Annotated in this window: 30 protein-coding genes and 1 pseudogene; 30 read left to right on the top strand and 1 reads right to left on the bottom strand. The window is 39.9% G+C overall.

Going from position 1 to position 21,824, the window contains the following annotated elements:
- Positions 1-285 precede the first annotated feature (285 nt).
- From QM877_RS08805 to QM877_RS08700, 22 genes are all read left to right on the top strand, one after another.
- A complete protein-coding gene (locus tag QM877_RS08805; RefSeq protein WP_414318176.1) occupies positions 286-642 on the top strand; it encodes a hypothetical protein in 357 nt (118 codons plus the stop codon).
- 180 nt (positions 643-822) lie between these two features.
- Positions 823-975: a hypothetical protein gene (locus QM877_RS08800; RefSeq protein ID WP_049504290.1), complete on the top strand. Its 153-nt coding sequence runs from the start codon at positions 823-825 to the stop codon at positions 973-975.
- Positions 972-1,376, top strand: a complete 405-nt coding sequence (locus QM877_RS08795) for an immunity protein (protein ID WP_414318175.1) — start codon at positions 972-974, stop codon at positions 1,374-1,376. The genes QM877_RS08800 and QM877_RS08795 overlap by 4 nt, the downstream gene beginning before the upstream one ends.
- A 296-nt stretch (positions 1,377-1,672) precedes the next feature.
- Positions 1,673-1,828: a type II CAAX prenyl endopeptidase Rce1 family protein gene (locus QM877_RS08790; RefSeq protein WP_414318174.1), complete on the top strand. Its 156-nt coding sequence runs from the start codon at positions 1,673-1,675 to the stop codon at positions 1,826-1,828.
- Positions 1,829-2,154: 326 nt separating this feature from the next.
- Positions 2,155-2,466 (top strand): role in replication, encoded by a 312-nt coding sequence (locus QM877_RS08785; protein WP_414318173.1) that lies wholly within the window; start codon positions 2,155-2,157, stop codon positions 2,464-2,466.
- Between the two features lie 212 nt (positions 2,467-2,678).
- Positions 2,679-3,368, top strand: a complete 690-nt coding sequence (locus tag QM877_RS08780) for a lysostaphin resistance A-like protein (protein WP_414318172.1) — start codon at positions 2,679-2,681, stop codon at positions 3,366-3,368.
- Between the two features lie 40 nt (positions 3,369-3,408).
- A complete protein-coding gene (gene blpZ / locus QM877_RS08775; protein ID WP_414318171.1) occupies positions 3,409-3,657 on the top strand; it encodes an immunity protein BlpZ in 249 nt (82 codons plus the stop codon).
- 29 nt (positions 3,658-3,686) lie between these two features.
- Complete coding sequence (locus tag QM877_RS08770; protein ID WP_414318170.1) at positions 3,687-4,298, top strand: lysostaphin resistance A-like protein; 612 nt, start codon at positions 3,687-3,689, stop codon at positions 4,296-4,298.
- A 161-nt stretch (positions 4,299-4,459) separates the two neighbouring features.
- Entirely contained in the window at positions 4,460-5,254 is a 795-nt protein-coding gene (ccrZ, locus tag QM877_RS08765) for a cell cycle regulator CcrZ (protein ID WP_049508541.1), read from the top strand.
- Positions 5,251-5,886: a tRNA (guanosine(46)-N7)-methyltransferase TrmB gene (trmB, locus tag QM877_RS08760; protein WP_414318169.1), complete on the top strand. Its 636-nt coding sequence runs from the start codon at positions 5,251-5,253 to the stop codon at positions 5,884-5,886. Before ccrZ ends, trmB begins: the two co-directional genes overlap by 4 nt.
- A 172-nt stretch (positions 5,887-6,058) precedes the next feature.
- Positions 6,059-7,228, top strand: a complete 1,170-nt coding sequence (locus tag QM877_RS08755) for a glycoside hydrolase family 3 protein (protein WP_414318168.1) — start codon at positions 6,059-6,061, stop codon at positions 7,226-7,228.
- Between the two features lie 243 nt (positions 7,229-7,471).
- A complete protein-coding gene (rimP, locus tag QM877_RS08750) occupies positions 7,472-7,951 on the top strand; it encodes a ribosome maturation factor RimP (protein WP_322741480.1) in 480 nt (159 codons plus the stop codon).
- 42 nt (positions 7,952-7,993) lie between these two features.
- Positions 7,994-9,130: a transcription termination factor NusA gene (gene nusA, locus QM877_RS08745; protein WP_000032287.1), complete on the top strand. Its 1,137-nt coding sequence runs from the start codon at positions 7,994-7,996 to the stop codon at positions 9,128-9,130.
- A 22-nt stretch (positions 9,131-9,152) separates the two neighbouring features.
- The gene (rnpM, locus tag QM877_RS08740) at positions 9,153-9,446 is read left to right on the top strand and encodes an RNase P modulator RnpM (protein WP_000857562.1); all 294 of its coding nucleotides are present in this window, start codon (positions 9,153-9,155) and stop codon (positions 9,444-9,446) included.
- On the top strand, positions 9,439-9,738 hold the full coding sequence (locus QM877_RS08735; protein ID WP_049530127.1) for a YlxQ-related RNA-binding protein: 300 nt from the start codon (positions 9,439-9,441) through the stop codon (positions 9,736-9,738). Before rnpM ends, QM877_RS08735 begins: the two co-directional genes overlap by 8 nt.
- 16 nt (positions 9,739-9,754) lie before the next feature.
- Positions 9,755-12,547 (top strand): translation initiation factor IF-2, encoded by a 2,793-nt coding sequence (gene infB / locus QM877_RS08730; RefSeq protein WP_414318167.1) that lies wholly within the window; start codon positions 9,755-9,757, stop codon positions 12,545-12,547.
- Positions 12,548-12,714: 167 nt separating this feature from the next.
- Positions 12,715-13,065 (top strand): 30S ribosome-binding factor RbfA, encoded by a 351-nt coding sequence (gene rbfA / locus QM877_RS08725; protein WP_075227613.1) that lies wholly within the window; start codon positions 12,715-12,717, stop codon positions 13,063-13,065.
- 159 nt (positions 13,066-13,224) lie between these two features.
- Positions 13,225-14,004: a hypothetical protein gene (locus QM877_RS08720; RefSeq protein WP_414318166.1), complete on the top strand. Its 780-nt coding sequence runs from the start codon at positions 13,225-13,227 to the stop codon at positions 14,002-14,004.
- 1 nt (position 14,005) lies between these two features.
- On the top strand, positions 14,006-14,188 hold the full coding sequence (locus tag QM877_RS08715; protein ID WP_414318165.1) for a hypothetical protein: 183 nt from the start codon (positions 14,006-14,008) through the stop codon (positions 14,186-14,188).
- A 321-nt stretch (positions 14,189-14,509) separates the two neighbouring features.
- Positions 14,510-14,743 carry a DUF1858 domain-containing protein gene (locus QM877_RS08710; RefSeq protein WP_000368731.1) on the top strand — a complete coding sequence of 78 codons (234 nt, stop codon included), beginning with the start codon at positions 14,510-14,512 and terminating at the stop codon, positions 14,741-14,743.
- Entirely contained in the window at positions 14,743-16,077 is a 1,335-nt protein-coding gene (locus tag QM877_RS08705) for a DUF438 domain-containing protein (RefSeq protein WP_414318164.1), read from the top strand. The genes QM877_RS08710 and QM877_RS08705 overlap by 1 nt, the downstream gene beginning before the upstream one ends.
- Before the next feature lie 9 nt (positions 16,078-16,086).
- The gene (locus tag QM877_RS08700; RefSeq protein ID WP_414318163.1) at positions 16,087-16,341 is read left to right on the top strand and encodes a DUF1912 family protein; all 255 of its coding nucleotides are present in this window, start codon (positions 16,087-16,089) and stop codon (positions 16,339-16,341) included.
- A 37-nt stretch (positions 16,342-16,378) separates the two neighbouring features.
- Here QM877_RS08700 and QM877_RS08695 read toward each other — a convergent pair whose 3' ends face one another.
- A complete protein-coding gene (locus tag QM877_RS08695) occupies positions 16,379-16,684 on the bottom strand; it encodes a DUF898 family protein (protein ID WP_414276280.1) in 306 nt (101 codons plus the stop codon).
- Positions 16,685-16,848: 164 nt separating this feature from the next.
- On the opposite strand from QM877_RS08695, the gene QM877_RS08690 reads away from it, so the two are divergent.
- The 8 genes and pseudogenes from QM877_RS08690 to QM877_RS08655 all read left to right on the top strand — a co-directional run.
- Positions 16,849-17,139: a DUF4651 domain-containing protein gene (locus tag QM877_RS08690; RefSeq protein WP_414318162.1), complete on the top strand. Its 291-nt coding sequence runs from the start codon at positions 16,849-16,851 to the stop codon at positions 17,137-17,139.
- Positions 17,136-17,453: a thioredoxin family protein gene (locus QM877_RS08685; RefSeq protein ID WP_414318161.1), complete on the top strand. Its 318-nt coding sequence runs from the start codon at positions 17,136-17,138 to the stop codon at positions 17,451-17,453. Before QM877_RS08690 ends, QM877_RS08685 begins: the two co-directional genes overlap by 4 nt.
- Before the next feature lie 13 nt (positions 17,454-17,466).
- Complete coding sequence (ytpR, locus tag QM877_RS08680) at positions 17,467-18,093, top strand: YtpR family tRNA-binding protein (protein ID WP_414318160.1); 627 nt, start codon at positions 17,467-17,469, stop codon at positions 18,091-18,093.
- Positions 18,094-18,122: 29 nt separating this feature from the next.
- Entirely contained in the window at positions 18,123-18,884 is a 762-nt protein-coding gene (locus QM877_RS08675; protein ID WP_414318159.1) for an SDR family NAD(P)-dependent oxidoreductase, read from the top strand.
- A 74-nt stretch (positions 18,885-18,958) separates the two neighbouring features.
- The gene (locus QM877_RS08670) at positions 18,959-19,354 is read left to right on the top strand and encodes a single-stranded DNA-binding protein (protein WP_414318158.1); all 396 of its coding nucleotides are present in this window, start codon (positions 18,959-18,961) and stop codon (positions 19,352-19,354) included.
- A 155-nt stretch (positions 19,355-19,509) separates the two neighbouring features.
- Entirely contained in the window at positions 19,510-19,794 is a 285-nt protein-coding gene (gene groES, locus QM877_RS08665; protein ID WP_281335169.1) for a co-chaperone GroES, read from the top strand.
- Between the two features lie 15 nt (positions 19,795-19,809).
- Positions 19,810-21,429, top strand: coding sequence for a chaperonin GroEL (gene groL, locus QM877_RS08660; protein ID WP_075228501.1), 1,620 nt, complete (start codon positions 19,810-19,812; stop codon positions 21,427-21,429).
- Positions 21,430-21,508: 79 nt separating this feature from the next.
- A pseudogene (locus QM877_RS08655) lies at positions 21,509-21,824 on the top strand (IS3 family transposase); the annotation flags it as partial.

Genomic DNA, 21,824 nt, shown 5'->3' with positions numbered 1-21,824 from the left:
TGTGACAAGTTTAGTATAGCACTATTTTTAAATAAATTTTCATCCAAATCTTGAATAGTTATCGAAACATCTTGAATTGAACAAAAAACTTTCTCCTTACCAAAATAACGATACCATTCAGAATAATAAGCTTACCATTCTTGTCTTCAATAAAAAATCAGTATTTGAAGAAAACTAGGAAACTAGTCATAGACGGTACTGCTATACGGCGAGATGGTGTTGCAGTAGTTTGAAGAATATTTCTTGGGTTCGAAATAAAATACTATAGTTTGTGAGGTATCCTATATGAATAATAAATCATATTTTATAGCTTGTTCTCTACTAATTATCCTTTCAAATCTTCTCATGTTTTCTCTAGTCAATGAGGGAGAAACTATAGGAGCTAATCTGATTATAATTGTTGCAACCTGTGTCTTGCTGCCAGCCTTTTTACATGCAGTTGAAAATCAGCAGACATCATTGGTTAGGGCAGAATCCATACTCCTCATTCAGATGGCAGTGATGTCCTTAGTCCGTCTCATCAGCCAAATAGAGAGGACACCTGAAATCATACATACAGGCCTCACCCTTCTAGTTTTAGCAAGCTGGGTAGTCTTTATCGTCCTAGCTATCATGAGAATGTATCAAAAGAAAGGGAAGTAAGGATGGGTGCATTTTGATTGGTTATGGTTTATTAGGGCAAGCATATTTTTCGTGTTTGCTTTTTTCTACAATTTAGGAGGTTTCGATGACCATTTATGATTTGGGGGAATTACTGTCAAAAGGAGTGCTATACTAGCAGTGTAAAGGTTCTTGCTCAACAAATATTTAGGAGGAAGTCTTATGAAGAAAAAAATACTTGTCATTTTCATCTTGTATCTAATCATGTCTCCGCTTGGGGAGAGTAATTGGTATCATTTATTTTATACCATAGCCTATCTGATTGCAGTTATAATCTATTTTGCTTTAATGAAAAAGAAAGGAGCAAAGAAATGAAAACTATTCTTGCTAAAAAACGGAACATCTTCCTTGCGAGATTGTTCCTAGGTCAGTTGCCCTTGCTTGTCTCTACTTATCTATTTCTATCTCGTCAGTTTTTAAATTTTTCCTTAGTTTTCCAATTTCTTTTAGTGGTTATTAACTTAGCTTCCATTTTGGTCACTGTTTACCTCACTAGGGAGATGAGGATAAGAGAGTTTGAAGATGATGATTTGGTTAGTCCTAGAACCAACCAACTTATGTTCATCGGATTGACATGCTTTATGTCTATTATTTGTTTGTATAGAGGTATGACAGCAGTCGAATCCTATCAGCAACTGATTGGCTATATTGGTGCTGTTCTCTGCTTGATTATCATGCTTCTGCTCATTTGGGGTTTGAAGTATTATAAAAAGTAGGGGCTAATGCAGTTTTTGCAATTTAAGATGTCTCGATGACCATTCAAGATTTGGATGCAAAACCTAAAAAAGCAGTGCTATACTAAAAATTACAAGGATACCAATACTAAACTGAAATAAAGGAGTGATTCTTATGGCGAAAAAAATAATTACGATTGTCATCTTGTATGTAATCATGCAAATCTGTCTTTATCCGCTTAGAGGAAATGAGTGGTATTATGTAATGAATGCACTAGCATACTTTGCTTCGGTTTATATTTTCGTTCAGTTCAATAAAAAATGGAGAAAAAGCCACTTTGAATCTTGAAAATAGAAGTTTTATAGGTCTAGAATGGATCATTTTCTATTATCTATTTGGAGGTTTGGTGCTGGGCTTTGCTTATAAAAAGACTCAAAATCTATCGGTGCCTATTTTAGTCCATATTTGTTACAATTGTTTATCATTCTTCTAGTAGTTGACAATGGTTAAATTTACAAAGGCAGATCAAGCATGGTCAGTTAGCATCATAGTGACTATAGAACTGACCTAGTAGATGTGAAATCAATAGATGGAGGAATCCTATGAAAAAGTATGTGTATTTTTTTAGATTGCTTTGCCCGAGTTGTAGTGATATTGATATCGCTTGTTCTTTGTATAAGAGTACTCATGATTTCTAATGAACTCTGGAGAAATGTTCTTGTACTGGTAAGTACTCCTGTTACGATCTATAGTCTGGTAAGACATAGACCAGGTAAGAAGAACATAAAAATCCCGCAAGAGTCCTGAAAGATTAAAAAGATGCAAGCAAAATATAAAAATCAAATAGTAGAAGTTTGGGAAATTGATAAAGATACTCCTAAACCAGATTGGGTAGAAGACGCCTTGCAAAAGAATTACATAGTATGGCTAGACAATCATGTCCGAATTTTAATGGCAGGACTTCAGTCTTCTCTTGTAACCAATCTCAAAATTGGTCTAGTCGGAACAGCAGGAGGAGGTTTTGCTGGTTATAGTATGTATGTCCTTGGCTATCCAGGAGATTATCTTGACCTCACAAATCATCGAGTGGTATCTGCCAAGGCTTTTCATCGAGACTATCAAGTATTATAAAATGATTAGGTAGAAAAAGATGATGGTCTATCATTTTGAAAAGAATTGACTGCCTAGATGATGAAAAATATAAAGTTTTTAGCAGCAACAAAAGTACACAAGGGTAGATGTATTAGCTTATCAAAGTCATGGTGATAGCTACCGAGACTGAATATGGAGAATTAAATGATAATTGTTGATAGTTACGATAGCAAAGTTATGAGGGAGCTTCTATGAAAAAATATTCTATTCTTTTCAAAACAAGTGCAGTCCTTTGTTATTTATTTTTGTTTTTCGGATTGTTTTGGACTACCCAATTTTGGAGAAATTATTGGGAGTTCTCGTCTTGGGTAGGAAATGTTATCTGGATTCGAAACATCATCAGTGTTCTCTTTATCGGCCTTATGGTTTGGATTTTGATCAGGTCGGGTCATGCTTATCTCTTTCGTATCCCTAGGAAAAAGTGGTTGAGTTATTCTGTTCTGACGATGTTAGCCGCTGTCGTTCTTATAAGCTTTAACTATCTGACCGCTAAACATGTTCAGGGGACAAACGAAGGTTGGAATTTATTTATTGTCTATAGTGAGACCAATTTTTCGGAGTTTGGTGTTTATCTAACCTTAATCGTACTAGGACCTCTGATGGAAGAATTGGTATGTAGGGGACTGCTTCAACATGCCTTCTTTAATAATTCAAGATGGGGACTGGATATTCTATTTCCGTCGATTTTGTTCGCCTTACCTCATTTTTCAAGCTTTCCTAGTCTACTAGACCTTCTGGTTTATACAGCAGTTGGGTGTATATTTGGTTATTTGACACGCTATACCAAGACTATCTATCCTTCTTATACGATTCATATCATCAATAATATCATCGCAAACTTACCATTTTTGCTCACTTTTCTACATAGGGTCTTGGGGTAAAAAAACAAAGTATTGCTTTTTAGCCATAGAGGAGGTCATCATGTATAAACACTTATTTTTCCTAGATTCAAAAACTTTAGACTGGTTGACACCCTATATTCTGGTCTTGGCTTCTGACACCATTGCCTTTAATGTTTTTGTGCTAACCTTTGTATCTGTGGTGGTCTTTTATTTCCTGAGTCCCATGTTAGCTTTAATTGCTATATTCTTAGGAGCTGGTTATGTGGTCGGATTTTGGTTACTAAAATGGTTTGTTTTGGAAAGACTGGAGCTAAAGGATGACGCGTAGGAAGTTTGTTTGGTGAGGAGGATAATTTTATGGAGTTTTTTAATAAATTTCATGCCTTTTGTTTTGGATTTTTAGTACTAATAATCGTAATTACAGTTCCTTATACGATTAACCATGGGGATTTTTTTCAAAATGAACCTGCACTGATTATTGTAAGTCTTCTTGTAACCTCGATGAGTGTTGCTTATGCTAGACAGTTTGAAATGATTTCTTTTGGGATGTTAAGCAAGAAACAACTCTTGCTCTTCATTGGAACTTTTCTTCTAAGTGTGCTTGAGACGCTAGTTTATATTCGTTTCTTCGCTGTTTCTTCTGGCGCAGGAGCTCAACACTTGGCGGAAGTCAGCAGAGGAATTTCCCTGTCTTTGATTTTGACTACCTCAGTTTTTGGACCCATCCAGGAGGAACTCATTTTTAGAGGACTTCTTCAGGGGGCGGTTTTTGATAATTCGTGGTTAGGGCTTGTTCTAACTTCTTCTCTCTTTTCTTTCATGCATGGACCTTCTAATGTCCCTTCGTTTATTTTTTATCTACTTGGGGGCTTGTTGCTAGGCTTTGCTTATAAAAAGAGCCAAAATCTATGGGTTTCTACTCTAGTCCACATGTTTTACAACAGTTGGCCACTCTTATATTATTTATAAAAATCATGAACGGTAAGTAGGAGATTGTGCTTACCTTTTTCTTTCTATAATGATAGCCCACACCATCCCAGAGGCTTTTCTTTGAGAATCGGGTGTGGAGCGGTTGACGAATAGGCTAAAAACTAGTAGAATAGTAAGGAAACTTTATACGGAGGAAAGAAATGGACTTGGGTGATATTGAGCTAACGCTGACCCCTATACCTGGGAAAAGCGGGAAAGCTTATATGGGAAGCTACCCTAATGGGAAGCGCGTCTTTATTAAAATGAACACCTCTCCAATCCTACCTGGTTTAGCCAAGGAACAAATCGCTCCTCAATTATTATGGACTCGCCGTTTATCGGATGGGCGTGATATGTGTGCCCAAGAATGGTTGAATGGTAAAATTTTGACCCCTTATGATATGAATCGCAAGCAGATTATCAATATTTTGAGCCGCTTGCATCGTTCGCGTCCTTTGATGACGCAATTGACTCGTTTGGGCTATTCTTTAGAAACACCTTTTGACTTGCTTCAGGCTTGGTTAAAAGATGCTCCAGAATCCTTGAAGAACAATCAATATCTAAGAATGGTAGTAGAGGATTTGCGAGGAAGTTTGCCAAACTTTAGGGAAGATTATGCAACGATCGTTCATGGAGATGTACGACATAGTAATTGGATTGAGACAGAGAGCGGTCTTGTTTATTTAGTGGATTGGGATTCCGTTCGTTTAACGGATCGCATGTTTGATGTGGCGCATATGCTATGTCACTATATTCCAGACTATCAGTGGAAAGAGTGGTTGACTTATTACGGTTACAAATACAACCAAACAGTCATCAACAAACTATTTTGGTATGCTCAGTTATCCTTCTTGAGCCAGATTGCCAAATATTATACAAATGAAGATCTAGAAAATGTCAATCGGGAGATTTATGCCTTGCGTATCTTCCGTGACAAGTATGGAAAGAAGAGATGAGAGTTAGAAATCGTAAAGGGGCAACAGAATTACTAGAGGCTAATCCTCAGTATGTTGTCTTAAATCCTTTAGAAGCCAAAGGAAAATGGCGAGACCTCTTTGGAAATGACAATCCTATCCATGTTGAGGTTGGTAGTGGTAAGGGTGCTTTTGTGACAGGTATGGCCAAGCAAAACCCTAATATCAACTATATCGGGATTGACATTCAAAAGTCCGTTTTGAGTTATGCCTTGGACAAGGTTTTGGAAGTCGCTGTACCCAATATCAAGTTGTTGTGGGTTGATGGTTCAGATTTGACTGACTACTTTGAAGATGGTGAGATTGATCGCTTGTATCTGAATTTTTCAGATCCATGGCCTAAAAAGCGCCACGAAAAACGTCGTTTAACCTATAAGAGTTTCTTGGATACCTTCAAGCGTATCTTGCCTGAACACGGTGAGATTCATTTCAAAACGGATAACCGTGGCTTGTTTGAATATAGCCTAGTGAGCTTTTCTCAGTATGGCATGAAAATCAACGGTGTCTGGCTAGACTTACATGCCAGCGATTTTGAAGGCAATGTCATGACAGAATATGAGCAAAAATTCTCTAACAAGGGGCAAGTTATCTACCGAGTTGAAGCTCAATTTTAATGTAAAAAATATATCAATCAAAAACTCTATCATAACCAAAAAGTTAGATATATAATTTTATCAAGGGTTTAGTTCGGTACATAGAGCTAAGCCTTTTTAGTTTGATGTTAGTTCATTGGAGATTTTGGTAAGTGTATACTTGCAACCGGATAAGTGGTATAATGAAGGTGTTATGAGAAGAAGAATAAAACCGATTGTAGTCTATCTTTTCTTTTTCCTTGTGATAGGTGGTTTGATTTTTTCCGACCATCAATATCATAGACAAGTGGAGTCGCAAGTAGAAAAAACTGAGAAAGCTACTCAAACTAGTGAAACAGAGAAGAATAAGGTTATTGAAGAAAGATTAGTCTCGATGACTTTGGAAGAAAAAGTAGGCCAGTTGTTCTGGGCTAGGGTTCCTTCTAGTCATCAGCTAGAAGACCTTCAGTCCTATCATTTTGGAGGTTATCTCTTGTTTGGGAGAGATTTTCAAGGACAAACCCTAGAGGATATGAAGGTTTTGACAGATCGCTACCAAGCTGCTTCAAAGATTCCTTTATTGATTGGTTCAGATGAAGAAGGCGGAACCGTGACTCGTATCAGTTCGATTTTAGAGACTCCTTTCCAATCTCCTTTGGAACTTTATCAAAAGGGTGGGATGGAGGCAATACGTTCTGATACTAGGCAGAAGGCAGAGCTACTAAAATCTGTTGGCATCAATGCTGGACTCTTTCCAGTTGCAGATCTTGCCAGCAATCCATCAGCCTTCATCTATGATCGAACCATTGGACAAGATGCCCAAACGACTGCAAGTTATGTTAAGGAGGTTGTAGAAGAACTTGGAAAGACTAAGGTTGGGTCAACCTTGAAGCATTTTCCTGGATATGGTGATAATGGAGATAGCCATACTGCTATTATCCAAGACAACCGTTCTCTGGATGAATTAAGACAAGCAGATTTTCTCCCCTTTCAAGCTGGCATAGATGCAGGTGCGGATAGTGTTTTGGTTTCGCACAATATTCTATCCAAGATTGATACTGTTCCGTCATCGATCTCACCAAAAATCAATGATATTCTTCGCAAGGAACTCCACTTCAATGGAGTTATTATGACGGATGATCTCGATATGGCAGGATTGGCTGATTTTGTCAATCAGGATGAAGCTGCCCTTCAAGCAATTTTAGCGGGTAATGATTTGATTTTAGGATCTTCGTACCAAACTCAGATTCCCTATTTATTAAAGAAAGTCTCCTCAGGAGAGCTGACAGAAGAGCGTATTGATGAGTCTGTGAGACGCATTTTATCATGGAAATATGATTTGGGGTTATTAGGAATTTCACAGTCAAAAGAGGTGAAAGATTGAAAAGGATCTGTTGTTTTGATGAGGGTGGTTGATTTGTAAGGAATTCAGATTGCTCGGTGGGGACACTCTCGTCTCTCCATAATAGATTCTTTTCTGGAAAATCGTGCAGAATTTTAAGAAAAAGCTTAAAATCAAGCCTTCTGAGTGCTTATACTTTACATAAGTAGTCAAAAGTGCTATACTGTAAGTAAGAATATGAGAAAGTGAGGCGGGGAAATATCTTCGCCTCTTGCTTATGAGGAGGTGGACGCAATCGCAACTATCGTAGAATTAGTCAGAGAAGTCGTAGAACCTGTCATTGAAGCTCCCTTTGAACTCGTTGATATCGAGTACGGAAAGATTGGCAGTGACATGATTCTTAGTATTTTTGTAGATAAACCAGAGGGAATTACCTTGAACGACACAGCGGACTTGACAGAGATTATCAGTCCTGTCCTAGATACTATCAAGCCAGATCCCTTCCCTGAACAATATTTCCTAGAAATCACCAGCCCAGGCTTGGAACGTCCTTTGAAAACCAAGGAAGCGGTCGCTGGAGCAGTCGGGAAATACATCCATGTTGGTCTTTACCAAGCTATCGATAAGCAAAAGGTCTTTGAAGGAAACTTGCTAGCCTTTGAAGAGGATGAGTTGACTATGGAATATATGGACAAGACACGTAAGAAAACGGTCCAAATCCCATACAGTTTGGTGTCAAAAGCACGTTTAGCAGTAAAATTATAGTAAAAGAAAGGAAGCTTTTGAAGATTCAAAAGTGAATAGAAGATGAGTAAAGAAATGCTAGAGGCCTTCCGCATTTTGGAAGAAGACAAGGGAATCAAAAAAGAAGACATCATTGATGCAGTGGTGGAATCACTTCGCTCAGCTTATCGCAGACGTTATGGTCAATCAGACAGCGTAGCCATTGATTTCAACGAAAAGACAGGTGACTTTACAGTTTATACTGTCCGTGAAGTTGTTGATGAAGTATTTGATAGCCGTTTGGAAATCAGTTTAAAAGATGCTCTTGCCATTAACTCAGCTTACGAGCTTGGGGACAAGATTAAATTTGAAGAAGCACCAGGTGAGTTTGGTCGTGTAGCAGCTCAATCTGCCAAACAAACTATCATGGAAAAAATGCGTAAGCAAACACGTGCCATTACCTACAATACTTACAAAGAGCATGAGCAAGAAATCATGTCTGGTACGGTAGAACGTTTTGACAATCGCTTTATCTATGTCAACCTTGGCAGCATCGAAGCTCAATTGTCAAAACAAGACCAAATCCCTGGAGAAGTTTTTGCTTCTCATGATCGTATCGAAGTTTATGTCTACAAGGTTGAAGACAATCCTCGCGGAGTGAACGTCTTTGTAAGCCGTAGCCATCCAGAAATGATCAAACGATTGATGGAGCAAGAAATTCCAGAAGTCTATGACGGAACTGTTGAAATCATGAGTGTTGCTCGTGAAGCTGGTGACCGTACTAAAGTTGCCGTTCGCAGTCACAATCCAAACGTGGACGCCATTGGTACAATCGTTGGACGTGGTGGAGCTAACATTAAGAAAATCACTAGCAAATTCCACCCAGCTCGCTACGATGCCAAGAGCGATCGTATGGTGCCAATCGAAGAAAACATCGACGTTATCGAATGGGTTGCTGATCCAGCTGAATTTATCTACAACGCTATCGCTCCTGCTGAAGTTGACCAAGTTATCTTTGATGAAAACGACAGCAAGCGTGCCTTGGTCGTTGTGCCAGATAACAAGCTTTCTCTTGCCATCGGTCGCCGTGGACAAAACGTTCGCTTGGCAGCTCATTTGACAGGATATCGTATCGATATCAAGTCTGCAAGTGAGTTTGAAGCCATGGAAGCAGCAGAACAAGCTGACCAGGTAGAAACAGACGAATTGGTCGAAGAATAAGAGCTGATTAGAGGAGGGAAGGATGAAAACTAGAAAAATCCCTTTGCGCAAGTCTGTTGTTTCTAATGAAGTGATTGATAAGCGAGATTTACTCCGTATTGTCAAGAACAAAGAAGGACAGGTCTTTATCGACCCAACAGGCAAGGCTAATGGTCGTGGCGCTTATATCAAGCTAGACAATGCAGAAGCCCTTGAGGCCAAAAAGAAAAAAGTCTTTAACCGTAGCTTTAGTATGGAAGTTGAAGAAAGCTTTTATGACGAGTTGATTGCCTATGTCGATCACAAAGTGAAAAGAAGAGAGTTAGGACTTGAATAAGCAAAAAATTACCAATCTCTTGGGACTTGCTCAACGAGCAGGGAAAATCATCTCGGGTGAAGAAATGGTTGTCAAGGCCATTCAAGACCAGAAAGTAAAGCTGGTATTTCTCGCTCATGATGCCGCTCCCAACTTGACCAAGAAGATTCAGGATAAAAGTCATTATTATCAAGTAGAAGTTATTACCGTGTTTTCAACACTGGAATTAAGCATAGCAGTCGGAAAATCAAGAAAGGTTTTGGCTGTGACAGATGCTGGATTTACAAAGAAAATGAGGTCTCTTATGGAATAGAAGAGGAGGACATGATTTGTCTAAGAAAAGATTGTACGAAATCGCAAAAGAACTTGGAAAAGAAAGTAAGGAAGTTGTAGCGCGTGCAAAAGAGTTGGGCTTGGATGTGAAAAGTCACTCATCAAGTGTGGAAGAAGCTGTCGCTGCAAAAATCGCTGCCAGCTTTAAGTCTGCTGCTCCGAAAGTAGAAGCAAAACCTGCAGAACCAAAAGCAAGTACAGAAAAGAAAGCCGAAAAATCTGAGCCAGCTAAACCAGCTGTAGCTAAGGAAGAGGCAAAACCAGCAGCAGCGGTTGCCCCTAAAGAAGAAAGAGTGGCGCCAGTAAAACCGCAGAGTCGAAACTTTAAGGCTGAGCGTGAAGCACGTGCAAAAGAGCAGGCTGAACGACGCAAGCAAAATAAGGGCAATAACCGTGACCACCAACAAAATGGGAATCGTCAAAAAAATGATGACCGTAATGGTGGTAAACAAGGTCAAGGCAATCGCGACAATCGTCGCTTTAATGACCAAGCTAAGAAACAGCAAGGTCAGCAAAATCGTGGAAATGATCGCCGCAAGCAAGAGGACAAACGTCCAAATCAATCAGGCCCACGTGTTGACTTTAAAGCCCGTGCAGCTGCTCTAAAGGCAGAGCAAAATGCAGAATATGCTCGTTCAAGTGAGGAACGCTTCAAACAATCTCAAGCAGCTAAAGAAGCCTTGGCCCAAGCAAACAAACGCAAGGAACCTGAGGAAATCTTTGAAGAAGCTGCTAAATTGGCTGAACAAGTACAGCAAGTTCAACCAGTGGTTGAAGTAGCTCCTGCAGCTAAAGAACCTGTAGTGGATACACGTCGTAAGAAACAAGCCCGACCAGACAAAGAACGTGATGATTTCGATCACGAAGAAGATGGTCCTAGAAAACAACAAAAGAATCGAAGTAGTCAAAATCAAGTGAGAAATCAAAGAAATAGTAACTGGAACAACAACAAAAAGAATAAAAAAGGCAATAACAAAAATAACCGTAATCAGGCACCAAAACCTGTTACAGAGCGTAAGTTCCATGAATTGCCAACAGAATTTGAATATACAGATGGTATGACAGTTGCGGAAATCGCAAAACGTATCAAACGTGAACCAGCTGAGATTGTTAAGAAACTCTTCATGATGGGTGTGATGGCGACACAAAACCAGTCCTTGGACGGTGAAACAATCGAACTCCTCATGGTAGATTACGGTATTGATGCGAAACAAAAGGTTGAAGTCGACAATGCTGATATTGAACGTTTCTTTGCTGAAGAGGGTTATCTCAATGAAGATGAACTTGTAGAGCGTCCACCAGTTGTAACGATCATGGGACACGTTGACCATGGTAAAACAACCCTTTTGGATACCCTTCGTAATTCTCGTGTTGCAACAGGTGAAGCCGGAGGTATCACTCAGCATATCGGTGCCTATCAGATTGAGGAAAATGGTAAGAAGATTACCTTCCTTGATACACCAGGACACGCAGCCTTTACCTCTATGCGTGCGCGTGGTGCCTCTGTTACCGATATTACCATCTTGGTCGTAGCGGCAGATGACGGGGTAATGCCTCAAACTATCGAAGCCATCAACCACTCAAAAGCAGCTAATGTCCCAATCATCGTAGCTATCAATAAAATCGATAAACCAGGTGCCAACCCAGAACGTGTTATCGGTGAATTGGCTGAACATGGTGTTATGTCAACAGCTTGGGGTGGAGATTCTGAGTTTGTAGAAATCTCAGCCAAGTTCAACCAAAATATCGATGAACTCTTGGAAACTGTACTTCTTGTGGCTGAAATCCAAGAACTCAAAGCAGACCCAACAGTTCGCGCCATCGGTACTGTTATCGAAGCCCGTTTGGATAAAGGTAAAGGTGCGGTTGCAACCCTCCTTGTTCAACAAGGTACTTTGAACGTTCAAGATCCAATCGTTGTCGGAAATACTTTCGGACGTGTTCGTGCCATGACCAACGACCTTGGACGTCGTGTGAAGGTTGCAGGCCCATCAACACCAGTATCGATCACTGGTTTGAACGAAGCGCCAATGGCCGGTGACCACTTTGCCGTTTACGAGGATGAAAAATCTGCTCGTGCAGCTGGTGAAGAACGTGCTAAACGTGCTCTTATGAAGCAACGTCAAGCTACACAACGTGTCAGCCTTGAAAATCTCTTTGATACCCTTAAAGCAGGAGAACTCAAGTCAGTTAATGTCATCATCAAAGCCGACGTACAAGGTTCTGTTGAAGCTCTCTCTGCATCACTTCAAAAGATTGATGTGGAAGGCGTGAAAGTTACTATCGTCCATGCAGCTGTCGGTGCCATCAATGAATCTGACGTGACTCTTGCCGAGGCTTCAAATGCCTTTATCGTTGGTTTCAACGTGCGTCCTACACCACAAGCTCGTCAACAAGCAGAAGCTGACGATGTAGAAATCCGTCTCCACAGCATCATCTACAAGGTGATTGAAGAGATGGAAGAAGCCATGAAAGGGATGCTTGACCCAGAATTTAAAGAAAAAATTATTGGTGAAGCGATCATCCGCGAAACCTTCAAGGTATCTAAAGTGGGAACAATCGGAGGATTCATGGTTACCAGCGGTAAAGTTACCCGTGACTCTAAAGTCCGTGTTATCCGTGATGGTGTTGTTATTTACGATGGTGCTCTAGCTAGCTTGAAACACTATAAAGATGACGTTAAAGAAGTTACAAACGGCCGTGAAGGTGGTCTTATGATTGATGGCTACAATGATATCCAGATGGATGATGTGATTGAAGCCTATATCATGGAAGAAATCAAACGATAATAGAGAAACGATAGCCGATTTGACTCGTCGTCAACAGCGCCTTGATGAACCCGTAGTTCTATCTAAGGCTTGTTTCCTAGATTCAAATGGCTCTAGTTCCTCTATCTACTAGACAAAGCTAGGTCTGCTGGCCTAGCTTTTGGTTCAATTGAGAGAAAGGAAGAAGCATGGCAAATCATTTCCGTACGGATCGTGTGGGCATGGAGATCAAGCGCGAAGTCAATGAGATTTTGCAAAAGAAAGTCCGTGATCCACGTGTCCAAGGTGTGACTATCACTGATGTTCAGATGCTAGGTGACTTGTCTGTTGCTAAGGTCTACTACACTATTTTGAGTAACCTGGCTTCAGATAATCAAAAAGCTCAAGTCGGACTTGAAAAAGCAACTGGTACTATCAAACGTGAACTTGGTCGCAATTTGAAATTGTACAAAATTCCAGACTTAACTTTCGTCAAAGACGAATCCATCGAATATGGAAACAAGATTGACGAGATGCTACGCAATCTGGATAAACATTAAGAAAGAGGGGCAACCCTCTTTTTTGTGGCTATAAGTCGGTCATTGTCTAGTCAGATTATATAAATAGAAATTCAGAAAATAAAATAAATCTTGAAAATATCATTTATTCCATAAATATGATAAGATAAAGCTTGATACGAATGAAAAACGGAGATAGAGATGGCTAAAGAAGATGTGGCGATGCAAGTGTTGCAACAGGTAGTAAAACTTCCTGTCGTCAAAGTGAACCGGTCAAAATTTTTAATGGACAAATTCTCTAAGGAAGTGGCTTCAAAGGATATTCCTAGATTATTGGAAGAAGGGCCGACAGCTTTATTACCTCAGGAAACCTTAGATCGAGTGGCCAATGCCTGTATTAAAGATAATGTTTTGCTGGCAAGTGGAACATCCGTTTTAACAGGTCTACCTGGAGGTCTTGCTATGGCGGTTACTATACCAGCAGATGTAGCCCAGTTTTACGCATTTTCACTGAAACTAGCTCAGGAGATAGGCTATATTTACGGATACGATGATCTCTGGGCTTCGCGAAATGAGCTGAGCGAAGAAGCTAAAAATACCCTCTTGCTCTATCTGGGAGTGATGTTGGGAGTAAATGGTGCGGGCGCTCTACTTCGTTCTGGTGGTGTTACAGTTGCTAAGCAAGTGATGAAAATTGTAAATAAAAAGTCTTTGACAAAGACTCTTTGGTATCCAATTTTGGAAAAAGTTCTGAAAATCTTTGGAGTGAATCTGACCAAGGGAGGATTGGCTAAGGGGATGGGAAAAGTTATTCCTATCTTAGGTGGAGTCCTATCAGGTGGTTTAACTTTTGCGACCATGAAACCCATGGGAGAAAGATTGCAAAAAGAATTGTCCAAATTGATTAACTACGATGAAGCACAATATCAAAGAGATGTTGCCACTATCCGAAAAGAAGTGGAAATCATAGAAGGAGATTGACATGGGGATCATAACAGTACTGGCCAAAACCTACGGTAATTATCTTCTTACAAGGCAAGCTTTAAAAGTTGCAGAAACCATAAAAAAAGATGAAAACATAGTCGTTAGTTTGGGAAAATTAGTTCTCGTAGATAAGCTTATGGATACAGCTACTTGGTTAATGAAGCCGGAGGATAAAGAATGAAATCTTTTTGGAGACTCTTCACTCTTCTTTTTATAACACCAATTGTTGGTTTGATAAAAATTCTCTGGTTTCTAATCTCTTTCGCCTTCCAATTACTGTTCTATAAGATTCTTTTCAAGATCATAGATTGGTTTTTCAAACTTCTCTGATGATCATGGTAAGGATAAGACTTTGAGGTCTTACTAGGAAGAGTCTATATAATTAGAAATAATGAAGTTATACGAAATAAACTAGCAAGTCTTCTACTGCTAGTTTTTTAATCTTTGCCCTTGTGGTATAATAAAAAAGAAAAAACTGTTAGAGAATATGATGGAGGTTATGATGGACAATATCATTGATGTATCTATTCCTGTTGCGGAAGTGGTGGATAAACATCCAGAAGTTTTAGATATCCTAGTAGAACTCGGTTTTAAACCTCTTGCAAATCCTTTGATGCGAAATACAGTCGGACGAAAAGTATCGCTCAAACAGGGGTCTAAGCTGGAGGGAACTCCTATGGATAAGATTGTGCGCACACTTGAAGCAAATGGTTACGAAGTGATTGGAATAGACTAATGGCAGATGAACGTATTCATATCCTACGGGATATTTTATTAGAATTGCATAATGGAGCCTCCCCTGAATCCGTTCAGGAACGCTTTGATGCAACCTTTACAGGTGTATCAGCTATCGAGATTTCTCTCATGGAGCACGAGTTGATGAACTCTGACTCAGGTGTGACATTTGAAGACGTCATGGAGCTCTGTGATGTCCATGCCAATCTCTTTAAGAATGCTGTTAAGGGTGTCGAAGTTGAAGATACAGAGCATCCAGGTCATCCTGTGCGTGTTTTTAAGGATGAAAATCTAGCTCTCCGTGCTGCCTTGATTCGTGTTCGAAGATTGTTAGACACATATGAGTCTATGGAAGACGAGGAAATGCTTGCAGAGATGCGCAAGGGTTTGGTGCGTCAGATGGGGCTTGTTGGTCAATTTGATATCCACTACCAGCGCAAGGAAGAACTCTTCTTTCCTATCATGGAGCGTTATGGACATGATTCGCCTCCAAAAGTCATGTGGGGAGTCGATGACCAGATTAGGGAACTCTATCAAAAAGCCTTGGGGACAGTTAGGTCACTACCAGAAGCATCCATTAGTATTGTAAAGGCAGATTTTGAGGCTTTTGCGACTGAATTTGAGAGTATGATTTTCAAGGAAGAGTCCATTCTTCTCATGATTCTGCTCGAATCCTTCACCCAGGATGACTGGATTCAGATTGCTGAGGAAAGTGATGCCTATGGATATGCTATTATCCGTCCGTCTGAGAAATGGGTTCCTGAGCGTCAAAGTTTTGTTGAGGAGAAAAGTGTAGAAGAACCAAGTCAGCCAGAAGCTGTAGATGGACAAGTTCAGCAAGTGATCGATACACCAGAAGGTCAGTTTACTATCACCTTTACACCAAAGGAAAAGGAAACGGTGCTAGATCGCAATAGCCAGCAGGCTTTTGGAAATGGCTATCTTTCAGTTGAACAAGCTAATCTTATCCTTAATCACCTTCCTATGGAGATTACCTTTGTTAATAAGGATGATATCTTCCAGTATTACAATGACAATACGTCAGCAGATGTGATGATTTTCAAGCGGACACCGTCTCAAGTTGGACGAAATGTCGAACTATGTCATCCACCCAAGTATTTGGATAAGGTAAAAACCATTATGCAAGGTCTTCGTGAAGGGAAAAAAGACAAGTACGAGATGTGGTTCAAGTCCGAGTCACGGGGCAAGTTTGTCCATATCACTTATGCTGCTGTACACGATGAGACAGGGAAATTTCAAGGAGTCCTAGAATACGTTCAGGACATTCAACCATACCGTGAGATTGATACAGATTACTATCGCGAAATAGAATAAGGAGAGACAATGAGTTACGAACAAGAATTTATGAAGGAATTTGAAGCCTGGGTTAATACCCAAATCATGATTAATGATATGGCGCTCAAGGAAAGCCAAAAGGTCTATGAAGAAGATCAAGATGAGCGTGCTAAAGATGCCATGATTCGCTATGAAAGCCGCTTAGATGCCTACCAGTTCTTGCTAGGCAAGTTTGAAAATTTCAAGGCAGGCAAGGGTTTTCATGAATTGCCAGAGGATTTGTTTGGTGAGAGATATTATTAAGAGCTATAAAAAAAGTGTGGTCTATAAACCGCACTTTTTACATATGATGGGTATGCTTGGTAATCCATTGTTCTGTTTTTATTTTTAACCAAAATGAATAGATTTCAAGAGTGATAATCGTCAGTAAGAACCATTTGATCCAATTTCCAAATAACTGGGCACCAGTTCCATCAAAATATAAACGTTGATCATCGATGACAGTATGTCTGACTTTCCAACCTTGCATAAAACAAACGGCCCAAGGTGTGGCAATTTCTAGAGTTAAGGCGATGATGAAAAAAGCGACAATCGAGTGTCCAATAAAGCTGAGTAATCCACCGTCAAAATAACTTTCTTTGTTCATATAGAGTCTCCTTAGAATTTTATGGATAAGTAAATCATTACTTTGAGGTGTTGTACCATAGGAGGAGATAGGAGTCAATATTTCTTGAAATGAGGTACATATAGTTCAAACGAAAATAGCATTCACGATTTGTCCTACTTATCTTTTTGTGTTACAATGTTAGCATGAAAACGAAAAATATCATTAAAACAGGTTTGGCATTAGTAGGCCTCGGAGCACTTGCTTTTGGAGCTAAGAAAGTAGCTGATGACCATAAACTCATGAAAACGCAGGAAGAGTTGACCGCTATTGTGCGTGACTCCTTTTCAGAGATGGGTGAAATTGCGACACTCTATGTCCAAGTGTACGAAAGTAGCCTAGAACGTCTCATTGGTGGTGTCATTTTTGAAGATGGTCGTCACTATACCTTTGTCTATGAAGATGAAGATCTCATCTATGAGGAGGAAGTCTTATGATTTCTTCTAAGAGTATCGAAGAATTAGCAAATCTAGTAGAGCAGGATGGCAAGAAGGTCTTCCTTTTTGTTGCGGATTGGTGTGGCGATTGTCGTTATATCTACCCTGCCTTGCCAGAGATTGAAGAATCAAATCCAGAGTTTACCTTTATACGAGTAGACCGTGATGAGTACATGGACTTAGCCAAACTTTGGGATGTTTACGGGATTCCAAGTCTTGTTGTTTTAGACAAGGACAAGGAGATTGGACGCTTTGTCAATCGTGACCGTAAAACCAAAGAACAAATTAACGACTTTTTAGCAGGATTAAAATAGGAGAAAAGAAAGAATGATTTTTACATATAACAAAGAACATGTCGGTGATGTCCTTATGGTCATCGTGAAAAACAGTGGCGATGCTAAACTAGATGTTGAACGTAAAGGCAATGTGGCGCGTATTTTCCTAAAGGAAACAGGTGAAACTGTTGCTTGGAATATTTTTGAAGTTTCTAGCTTATTCGAAATTGAGGAACGTGGCCAAGTATTCTTGACAGACGATCAAGTAGCTCGTTTGAACCAAGAATTGCAAGCTCAAGATTTTACCGAAGAGATTATCAATGACAAGGAACCGAAATTTGTGGTTGGAGAAATTGTAGAGATGGTGGCACATCCAGATAGTGATCACTTGAACATCTGTCAAGTTGCTGTTGGAAATGATAAGACAGTGCAAATCGTGGCAGGTGCTCCAAATGCGCGTCTTGGTTTGAAAACCATTGTTGCTCTTCCTGGAGCCATGATGCCAAAAGGGAATCTCATTTTCCCAGGGGAACTTCGTGGTGAAAAGAGCTTTGGGATGATGTGCAGTCCTCGTGAACTTGCCTTACCAAATGCTCCACAAAAGCGTGGTGTCATTGAATTGTCAGAAGACCAAGTTGTCGGAACACCATTTGACCCAGCAAAACACTGGACAGCTTAAATTTGTTAAGTTAGATAGGAGAAAGTAAGATGGCAAAAAATGTTGTGATCACAGGTGCAACATCAGGTATTGGTGAAGCTATTGCGCGTGCCTATCTAGAAAAAGGTGAAAATATCGTTCTTACAGGGCGTCGAACAGAAAGACTCGAAACTCTTAAAACTGAGTTTGCAGAAGCTTTTCCAAATCAAAAAGTTTGGACCTTTCCCCTTGATGTGACCGATATGACAATGGTTAAGACTGTTTGTTCAGAAATTCTTGAAGCAGTAGGTTCGGTTGATATTTTAGTTAATAATGCTGGGCTGGCTCTCGGTTTAGCACCTTATCAGGACTATGAAGAGTTGGATATGTTGACCATGCTGGATACCAATGTCAAGGGTTTAATGGCAGTTACACGCTGTATTTTGCCTGCCATGGTATCAGCTAATCAAGGCCATATCATCAATATGGGATCTACTGCAGGTATCTACGCCTATGCTGGTGCAGCAGTCTATTCAGCAACCAAGGCTGCAGTTAAAACTTTTTCAGACGGGCTTCGGATTGACACCATTGCGACTGATATCAAAGTGACCACTATTCAACCTGGTATTGTAGAAACTGATTTTTCAAAGGTCCGTTTTCATGGAGATGAGGCACGGGCTGCGACAGTCTATCAGGGATTTGAAGCCTTGCAGGCGCAAGATATCGCTGATACTGTAGTTTATGTGACCAGTCAACCACGACGTGTACAAATCACAGATATGACCATCATGGCCAATCAACAGGCAACTGGATTTATGATTCATAGAGATTAATATTATTTAAAAAAGTTACAAAGTTTGTAACTTTTTTTGAATTCCTTCGAATAGATAAGTAGGAGGATGAAAAAATGTATAATAAAATTATTCTTATTGGAAGAATTGTGGCAACACCAGAATTGCACAAAACCAACAATGACAAGTCCGTTGCACGAGCAACTATCGCAGTAAATCGTCGTTACAAAGACCAAAACGGGGAACGTGAAGCAGACTTCATCAATATTGTAGTCTGGGGCAAGCTTGCTGAAACCTTGGCGAGTTATGGAAGCAAAGGCAGTCTTATTTCTGTGGATGGGGAACTTCGTACCCGTAAGTTTGAGAAGAATGGCCAGACCAACTATGTAACAGAAGTTCTCTGTACGGGTTTCCAACTCTTAGAAAGCCGTGCCCAACGTGCTATACGTGAAAATAATGCAGGACAAGATTTGGTAGACCTGGTCTTGGAAGAGGAGGAACTTCCATTCTAAAATGAAAAGAGTTTGAGATTTTTCTCCAACTCTTTTTTTACTACAAATCAGACTTTTTTCTTGACTATTTTTGACCAAGTGATACAATAGAACTATGGTTTAGCACTCGTGTGTAAAGAGTGCTAATAATATGATTGTATTATGGAGGAAAACAGATGTTGAAACCATTAGGAGACCGTGTGGTCTTGAAAATTGAAGAAAAAGAACAAACTGTTGGAGGCTTTGTCCTCGCAAAATCAGCCCAAGAAGAAACGAAAACAGCTATAGTAGTGGCTACTGGACAAGGTGTTCGTACCTTGAGCGGTGAGTTAGTCTCTCCAAGTGTAAAAGCTGGAGATCATGTTTTAGTTGAAGCTCATGCAGGTATTGATGTTAAAGATGGGGATGAAAAATACCTCATCGTGGGTGAATCTAGTATCTTGGCAATCGTTGAAGAATAATAGGAGAAAGTAAGTATGGCAAAAGACATTAAATTTTCATCAGATGCTCGTTCAGCAATGGTTCGTGGCGTTGATATTCTAGCAGATACTGTTAAAGTAACTTTGGGACCTAAAGGTCGTAACGTTGTGCTTGAAAAATCATTTGGTTCTCCATTGATTACCAATGATGGTGTAACAATCGCTAAAGAAATCGAATTGGAAGACCATTTTGAAAATATGGGTGCCAAATTGGTATCAGAAGTAGCTTCTAAGACGAATGATATCGCTGGTGACGGGACAACTACTGCAACAGTCTTGACACAGGCGATCGTTCGTGAAGGAATCAAAAACGTTACAGCAGGAGCAAACCCAATTGGTATACGACGAGGGATTGAAGCAGCGGTTGCTGCAGCTGTTGAAGCCTTGAAGAACAATGCTATTCCAGTAGCCAATAAAGAAGCTATTGCTCAGGTCGCTGCAGTATCCTCTCGTTCTGAAAAAGTTGGTGAGTACATCTCTGAAGCCATGGAAAAAGTTGGCAAGGATGGAGTCATCACCATTGAAGAATCACGTGGTATGGAAACCGAGCTTGAAGTTGTAGAAGGAATGCAATTTGACCGTGGTTATCTATCACAGTACATGGTCACTGACAATGAAAAAATGGTCGCAGACCTAGAAAATCCATACATTTTAATTACTGACAAGAAAATTTCAAATATCCAAGAAATCTTGCCACTTCTAGAAAGTATTCTTCAAAGCAGTCGTCCACTCTTGATTATTGCAGACGATGTTGACGGTGAAGCTCTTCCAACTCTTGTTTTGAACAAAATTCGTGGAACCTTCAACGTAGTTGCTGTTAAGGCACCTGGATTTGGTGACCGTCGTAAGGCTATGCTGGAAGACATCGCGATTTTGACAGGCGGAACTGTTATTACAGAAGATCTTGGTCTTGAATTGAAAGATGCTACTATCGAAGCGCTTGGTCAAGCAGCTAAAGTGTCTGTTGATAAAGATAGTACAGTCATTGTAGAAGGTGCAGGTAATCCTGAAGCAATTGCTAACCGTGTTGCTGTCATCAAATCACAAATTGAAACAACAACTTCAGAATTTGACCGTGAAAAACTCCAAGAACGCTTGGCTAAGTTGTCAGGTGGGGTAGCAGTTATCAAGGTTGGTGCTGCAACAGAAACAGAATTGAAAGAAATGAAACTCCGTATCGAAGACGCCCTCAATGCGACTCGCGCAGCTGTTGAAGAAGGTATCGTTGCAGGTGGTGGTACTGCCCTTGTCAATGTTATCTCTGCTGTTGCGGCCTTGGAGTTAGAAGGTGATGAAGCAACAGGACGCAACATTGTTCTTCGTGCCTTGGAAGAACCTGTACGTCAAATCGCTTACAATGCAGGATATGAAGGTTCAATTGTTATTGATCGTTTGAAAAATGCAGAGCTTGGAACAGGATTCAATGCTGCAACAGGTGAATGGGTCAACATGATTGAAGCAGGAATTATCGATCCTGTTAAGGTTAGCCGTTCAGCCCTTCAGAACGCAGCTTCAGTAGCAAGCTTGATTCTAACAACAGAAGCAGTCGTAGCTAACAAACCAGAACCCGCTGCACCAGCGCCAGCTATGGATCCATCAATGATGGGTGGCTACTAAGAAATAAATAAAAACAGGTAGAATGAACTGAACCCCAAAAGTTAGACAGAAAAAATCTAACTTTTGGGGTATTTTTATTATGAAATTAACTTATGATGATAAAGTTCAGATCTATGAACTTAGAAAACAAGGATATAGCTTAGAGAAGCTTTCAAATATATTTGGGATAAACAATTCTAATATTAGGTACATGATTAAATTAATTGATCGTTATGGAATAGAGTTCGTCAAAAAAGGAAAAAATCGTTACTATTCTCCTGATTTAAAGCAAGAAATGATTAATAAAGTCTTACATGAAGGCTGGACTAAAGATAGAGTTTCTCTTGAATACGGCCTCCCAAGTCGTACTATACTTCTTAATTGGCTAGCACAATACAAGAAAAACGGGTATACTA

The organism is Streptococcus infantis (assembly GCF_047463655.1).
In the GTDB taxonomy this organism is placed as follows: domain Bacteria; phylum Bacillota; class Bacilli; order Lactobacillales; family Streptococcaceae; genus Streptococcus; species Streptococcus infantis_Z.
The sequence above is the reverse complement of the archived record's forward strand: the minus strand, read 5'-3'. Positions and strand labels throughout refer to the sequence as shown.

What these genes read in the sequence shown, in the direction of transcription:
- QM877_RS08805 (WP_414318176.1), top strand. Translation starts at nt 286, where the DNA reads ATGAATAATAAATCATATTTTATAGCTTGTTCTCTACTAATTATCCTT.
- QM877_RS08800 (WP_049504290.1), top strand. Translation starts at nt 823, where the DNA reads ATGAAGAAAAAAATACTTGTCATTTTCATCTTGTATCTAATCATGTCT.
- QM877_RS08795 (WP_414318175.1), top strand. Translation starts at nt 972, where the DNA reads ATGAAAACTATTCTTGCTAAAAAACGGAACATCTTCCTTGCGAGATTG.
- QM877_RS08785 (WP_414318173.1), top strand. Translation starts at nt 2,155, where the DNA reads ATGCAAGCAAAATATAAAAATCAAATAGTAGAAGTTTGGGAAATTGAT.
- QM877_RS08780 (WP_414318172.1), top strand. Translation starts at nt 2,679, where the DNA reads ATGAAAAAATATTCTATTCTTTTCAAAACAAGTGCAGTCCTTTGTTAT.
- blpZ (WP_414318171.1), top strand. Translation starts at nt 3,409, where the DNA reads ATGTATAAACACTTATTTTTCCTAGATTCAAAAACTTTAGACTGGTTG.
- QM877_RS08770 (WP_414318170.1), top strand. Translation starts at nt 3,687, where the DNA reads ATGGAGTTTTTTAATAAATTTCATGCCTTTTGTTTTGGATTTTTAGTA.
- ccrZ (WP_049508541.1), top strand. Translation starts at nt 4,460, where the DNA reads ATGGACTTGGGTGATATTGAGCTAACGCTGACCCCTATACCTGGGAAA.
- trmB (WP_414318169.1), top strand. Translation starts at nt 5,251, where the DNA reads ATGAGAGTTAGAAATCGTAAAGGGGCAACAGAATTACTAGAGGCTAAT.
- QM877_RS08755 (WP_414318168.1), top strand. Translation starts at nt 6,059, where the DNA reads ATGAGAAGAAGAATAAAACCGATTGTAGTCTATCTTTTCTTTTTCCTT.
- nusA (WP_000032287.1), top strand. Translation starts at nt 7,994, where the DNA reads ATGAGTAAAGAAATGCTAGAGGCCTTCCGCATTTTGGAAGAAGACAAG.
- rnpM (WP_000857562.1), top strand. Translation starts at nt 9,153, where the DNA reads ATGAAAACTAGAAAAATCCCTTTGCGCAAGTCTGTTGTTTCTAATGAA.
- rbfA (WP_075227613.1), top strand. Translation starts at nt 12,715, where the DNA reads ATGGCAAATCATTTCCGTACGGATCGTGTGGGCATGGAGATCAAGCGC.
- QM877_RS08720 (WP_414318166.1), top strand. Translation starts at nt 13,225, where the DNA reads ATGGCTAAAGAAGATGTGGCGATGCAAGTGTTGCAACAGGTAGTAAAA.
- QM877_RS08715 (WP_414318165.1), top strand. Translation starts at nt 14,006, where the DNA reads ATGGGGATCATAACAGTACTGGCCAAAACCTACGGTAATTATCTTCTT.
- QM877_RS08710 (WP_000368731.1), top strand. Translation starts at nt 14,510, where the DNA reads ATGGACAATATCATTGATGTATCTATTCCTGTTGCGGAAGTGGTGGAT.
- QM877_RS08705 (WP_414318164.1), top strand. Translation starts at nt 14,743, where the DNA reads ATGGCAGATGAACGTATTCATATCCTACGGGATATTTTATTAGAATTG.
- QM877_RS08700 (WP_414318163.1), top strand. Translation starts at nt 16,087, where the DNA reads ATGAGTTACGAACAAGAATTTATGAAGGAATTTGAAGCCTGGGTTAAT.
- QM877_RS08695 (WP_414276280.1), bottom strand. Translation starts at nt 16,684, where the DNA reads ATGAACAAAGAAAGTTATTTTGACGGTGGATTACTCAGCTTTATTGGA.
- QM877_RS08690 (WP_414318162.1), top strand. Translation starts at nt 16,849, where the DNA reads ATGAAAACGAAAAATATCATTAAAACAGGTTTGGCATTAGTAGGCCTC.
- QM877_RS08685 (WP_414318161.1), top strand. Translation starts at nt 17,136, where the DNA reads ATGATTTCTTCTAAGAGTATCGAAGAATTAGCAAATCTAGTAGAGCAG.
- ytpR (WP_414318160.1), top strand. Translation starts at nt 17,467, where the DNA reads ATGATTTTTACATATAACAAAGAACATGTCGGTGATGTCCTTATGGTC.
- QM877_RS08675 (WP_414318159.1), top strand. Translation starts at nt 18,123, where the DNA reads ATGGCAAAAAATGTTGTGATCACAGGTGCAACATCAGGTATTGGTGAA.
- QM877_RS08670 (WP_414318158.1), top strand. Translation starts at nt 18,959, where the DNA reads ATGTATAATAAAATTATTCTTATTGGAAGAATTGTGGCAACACCAGAA.
- groES (WP_281335169.1), top strand. Translation starts at nt 19,510, where the DNA reads ATGTTGAAACCATTAGGAGACCGTGTGGTCTTGAAAATTGAAGAAAAA.
- groL (WP_075228501.1), top strand. Translation starts at nt 19,810, where the DNA reads ATGGCAAAAGACATTAAATTTTCATCAGATGCTCGTTCAGCAATGGTT.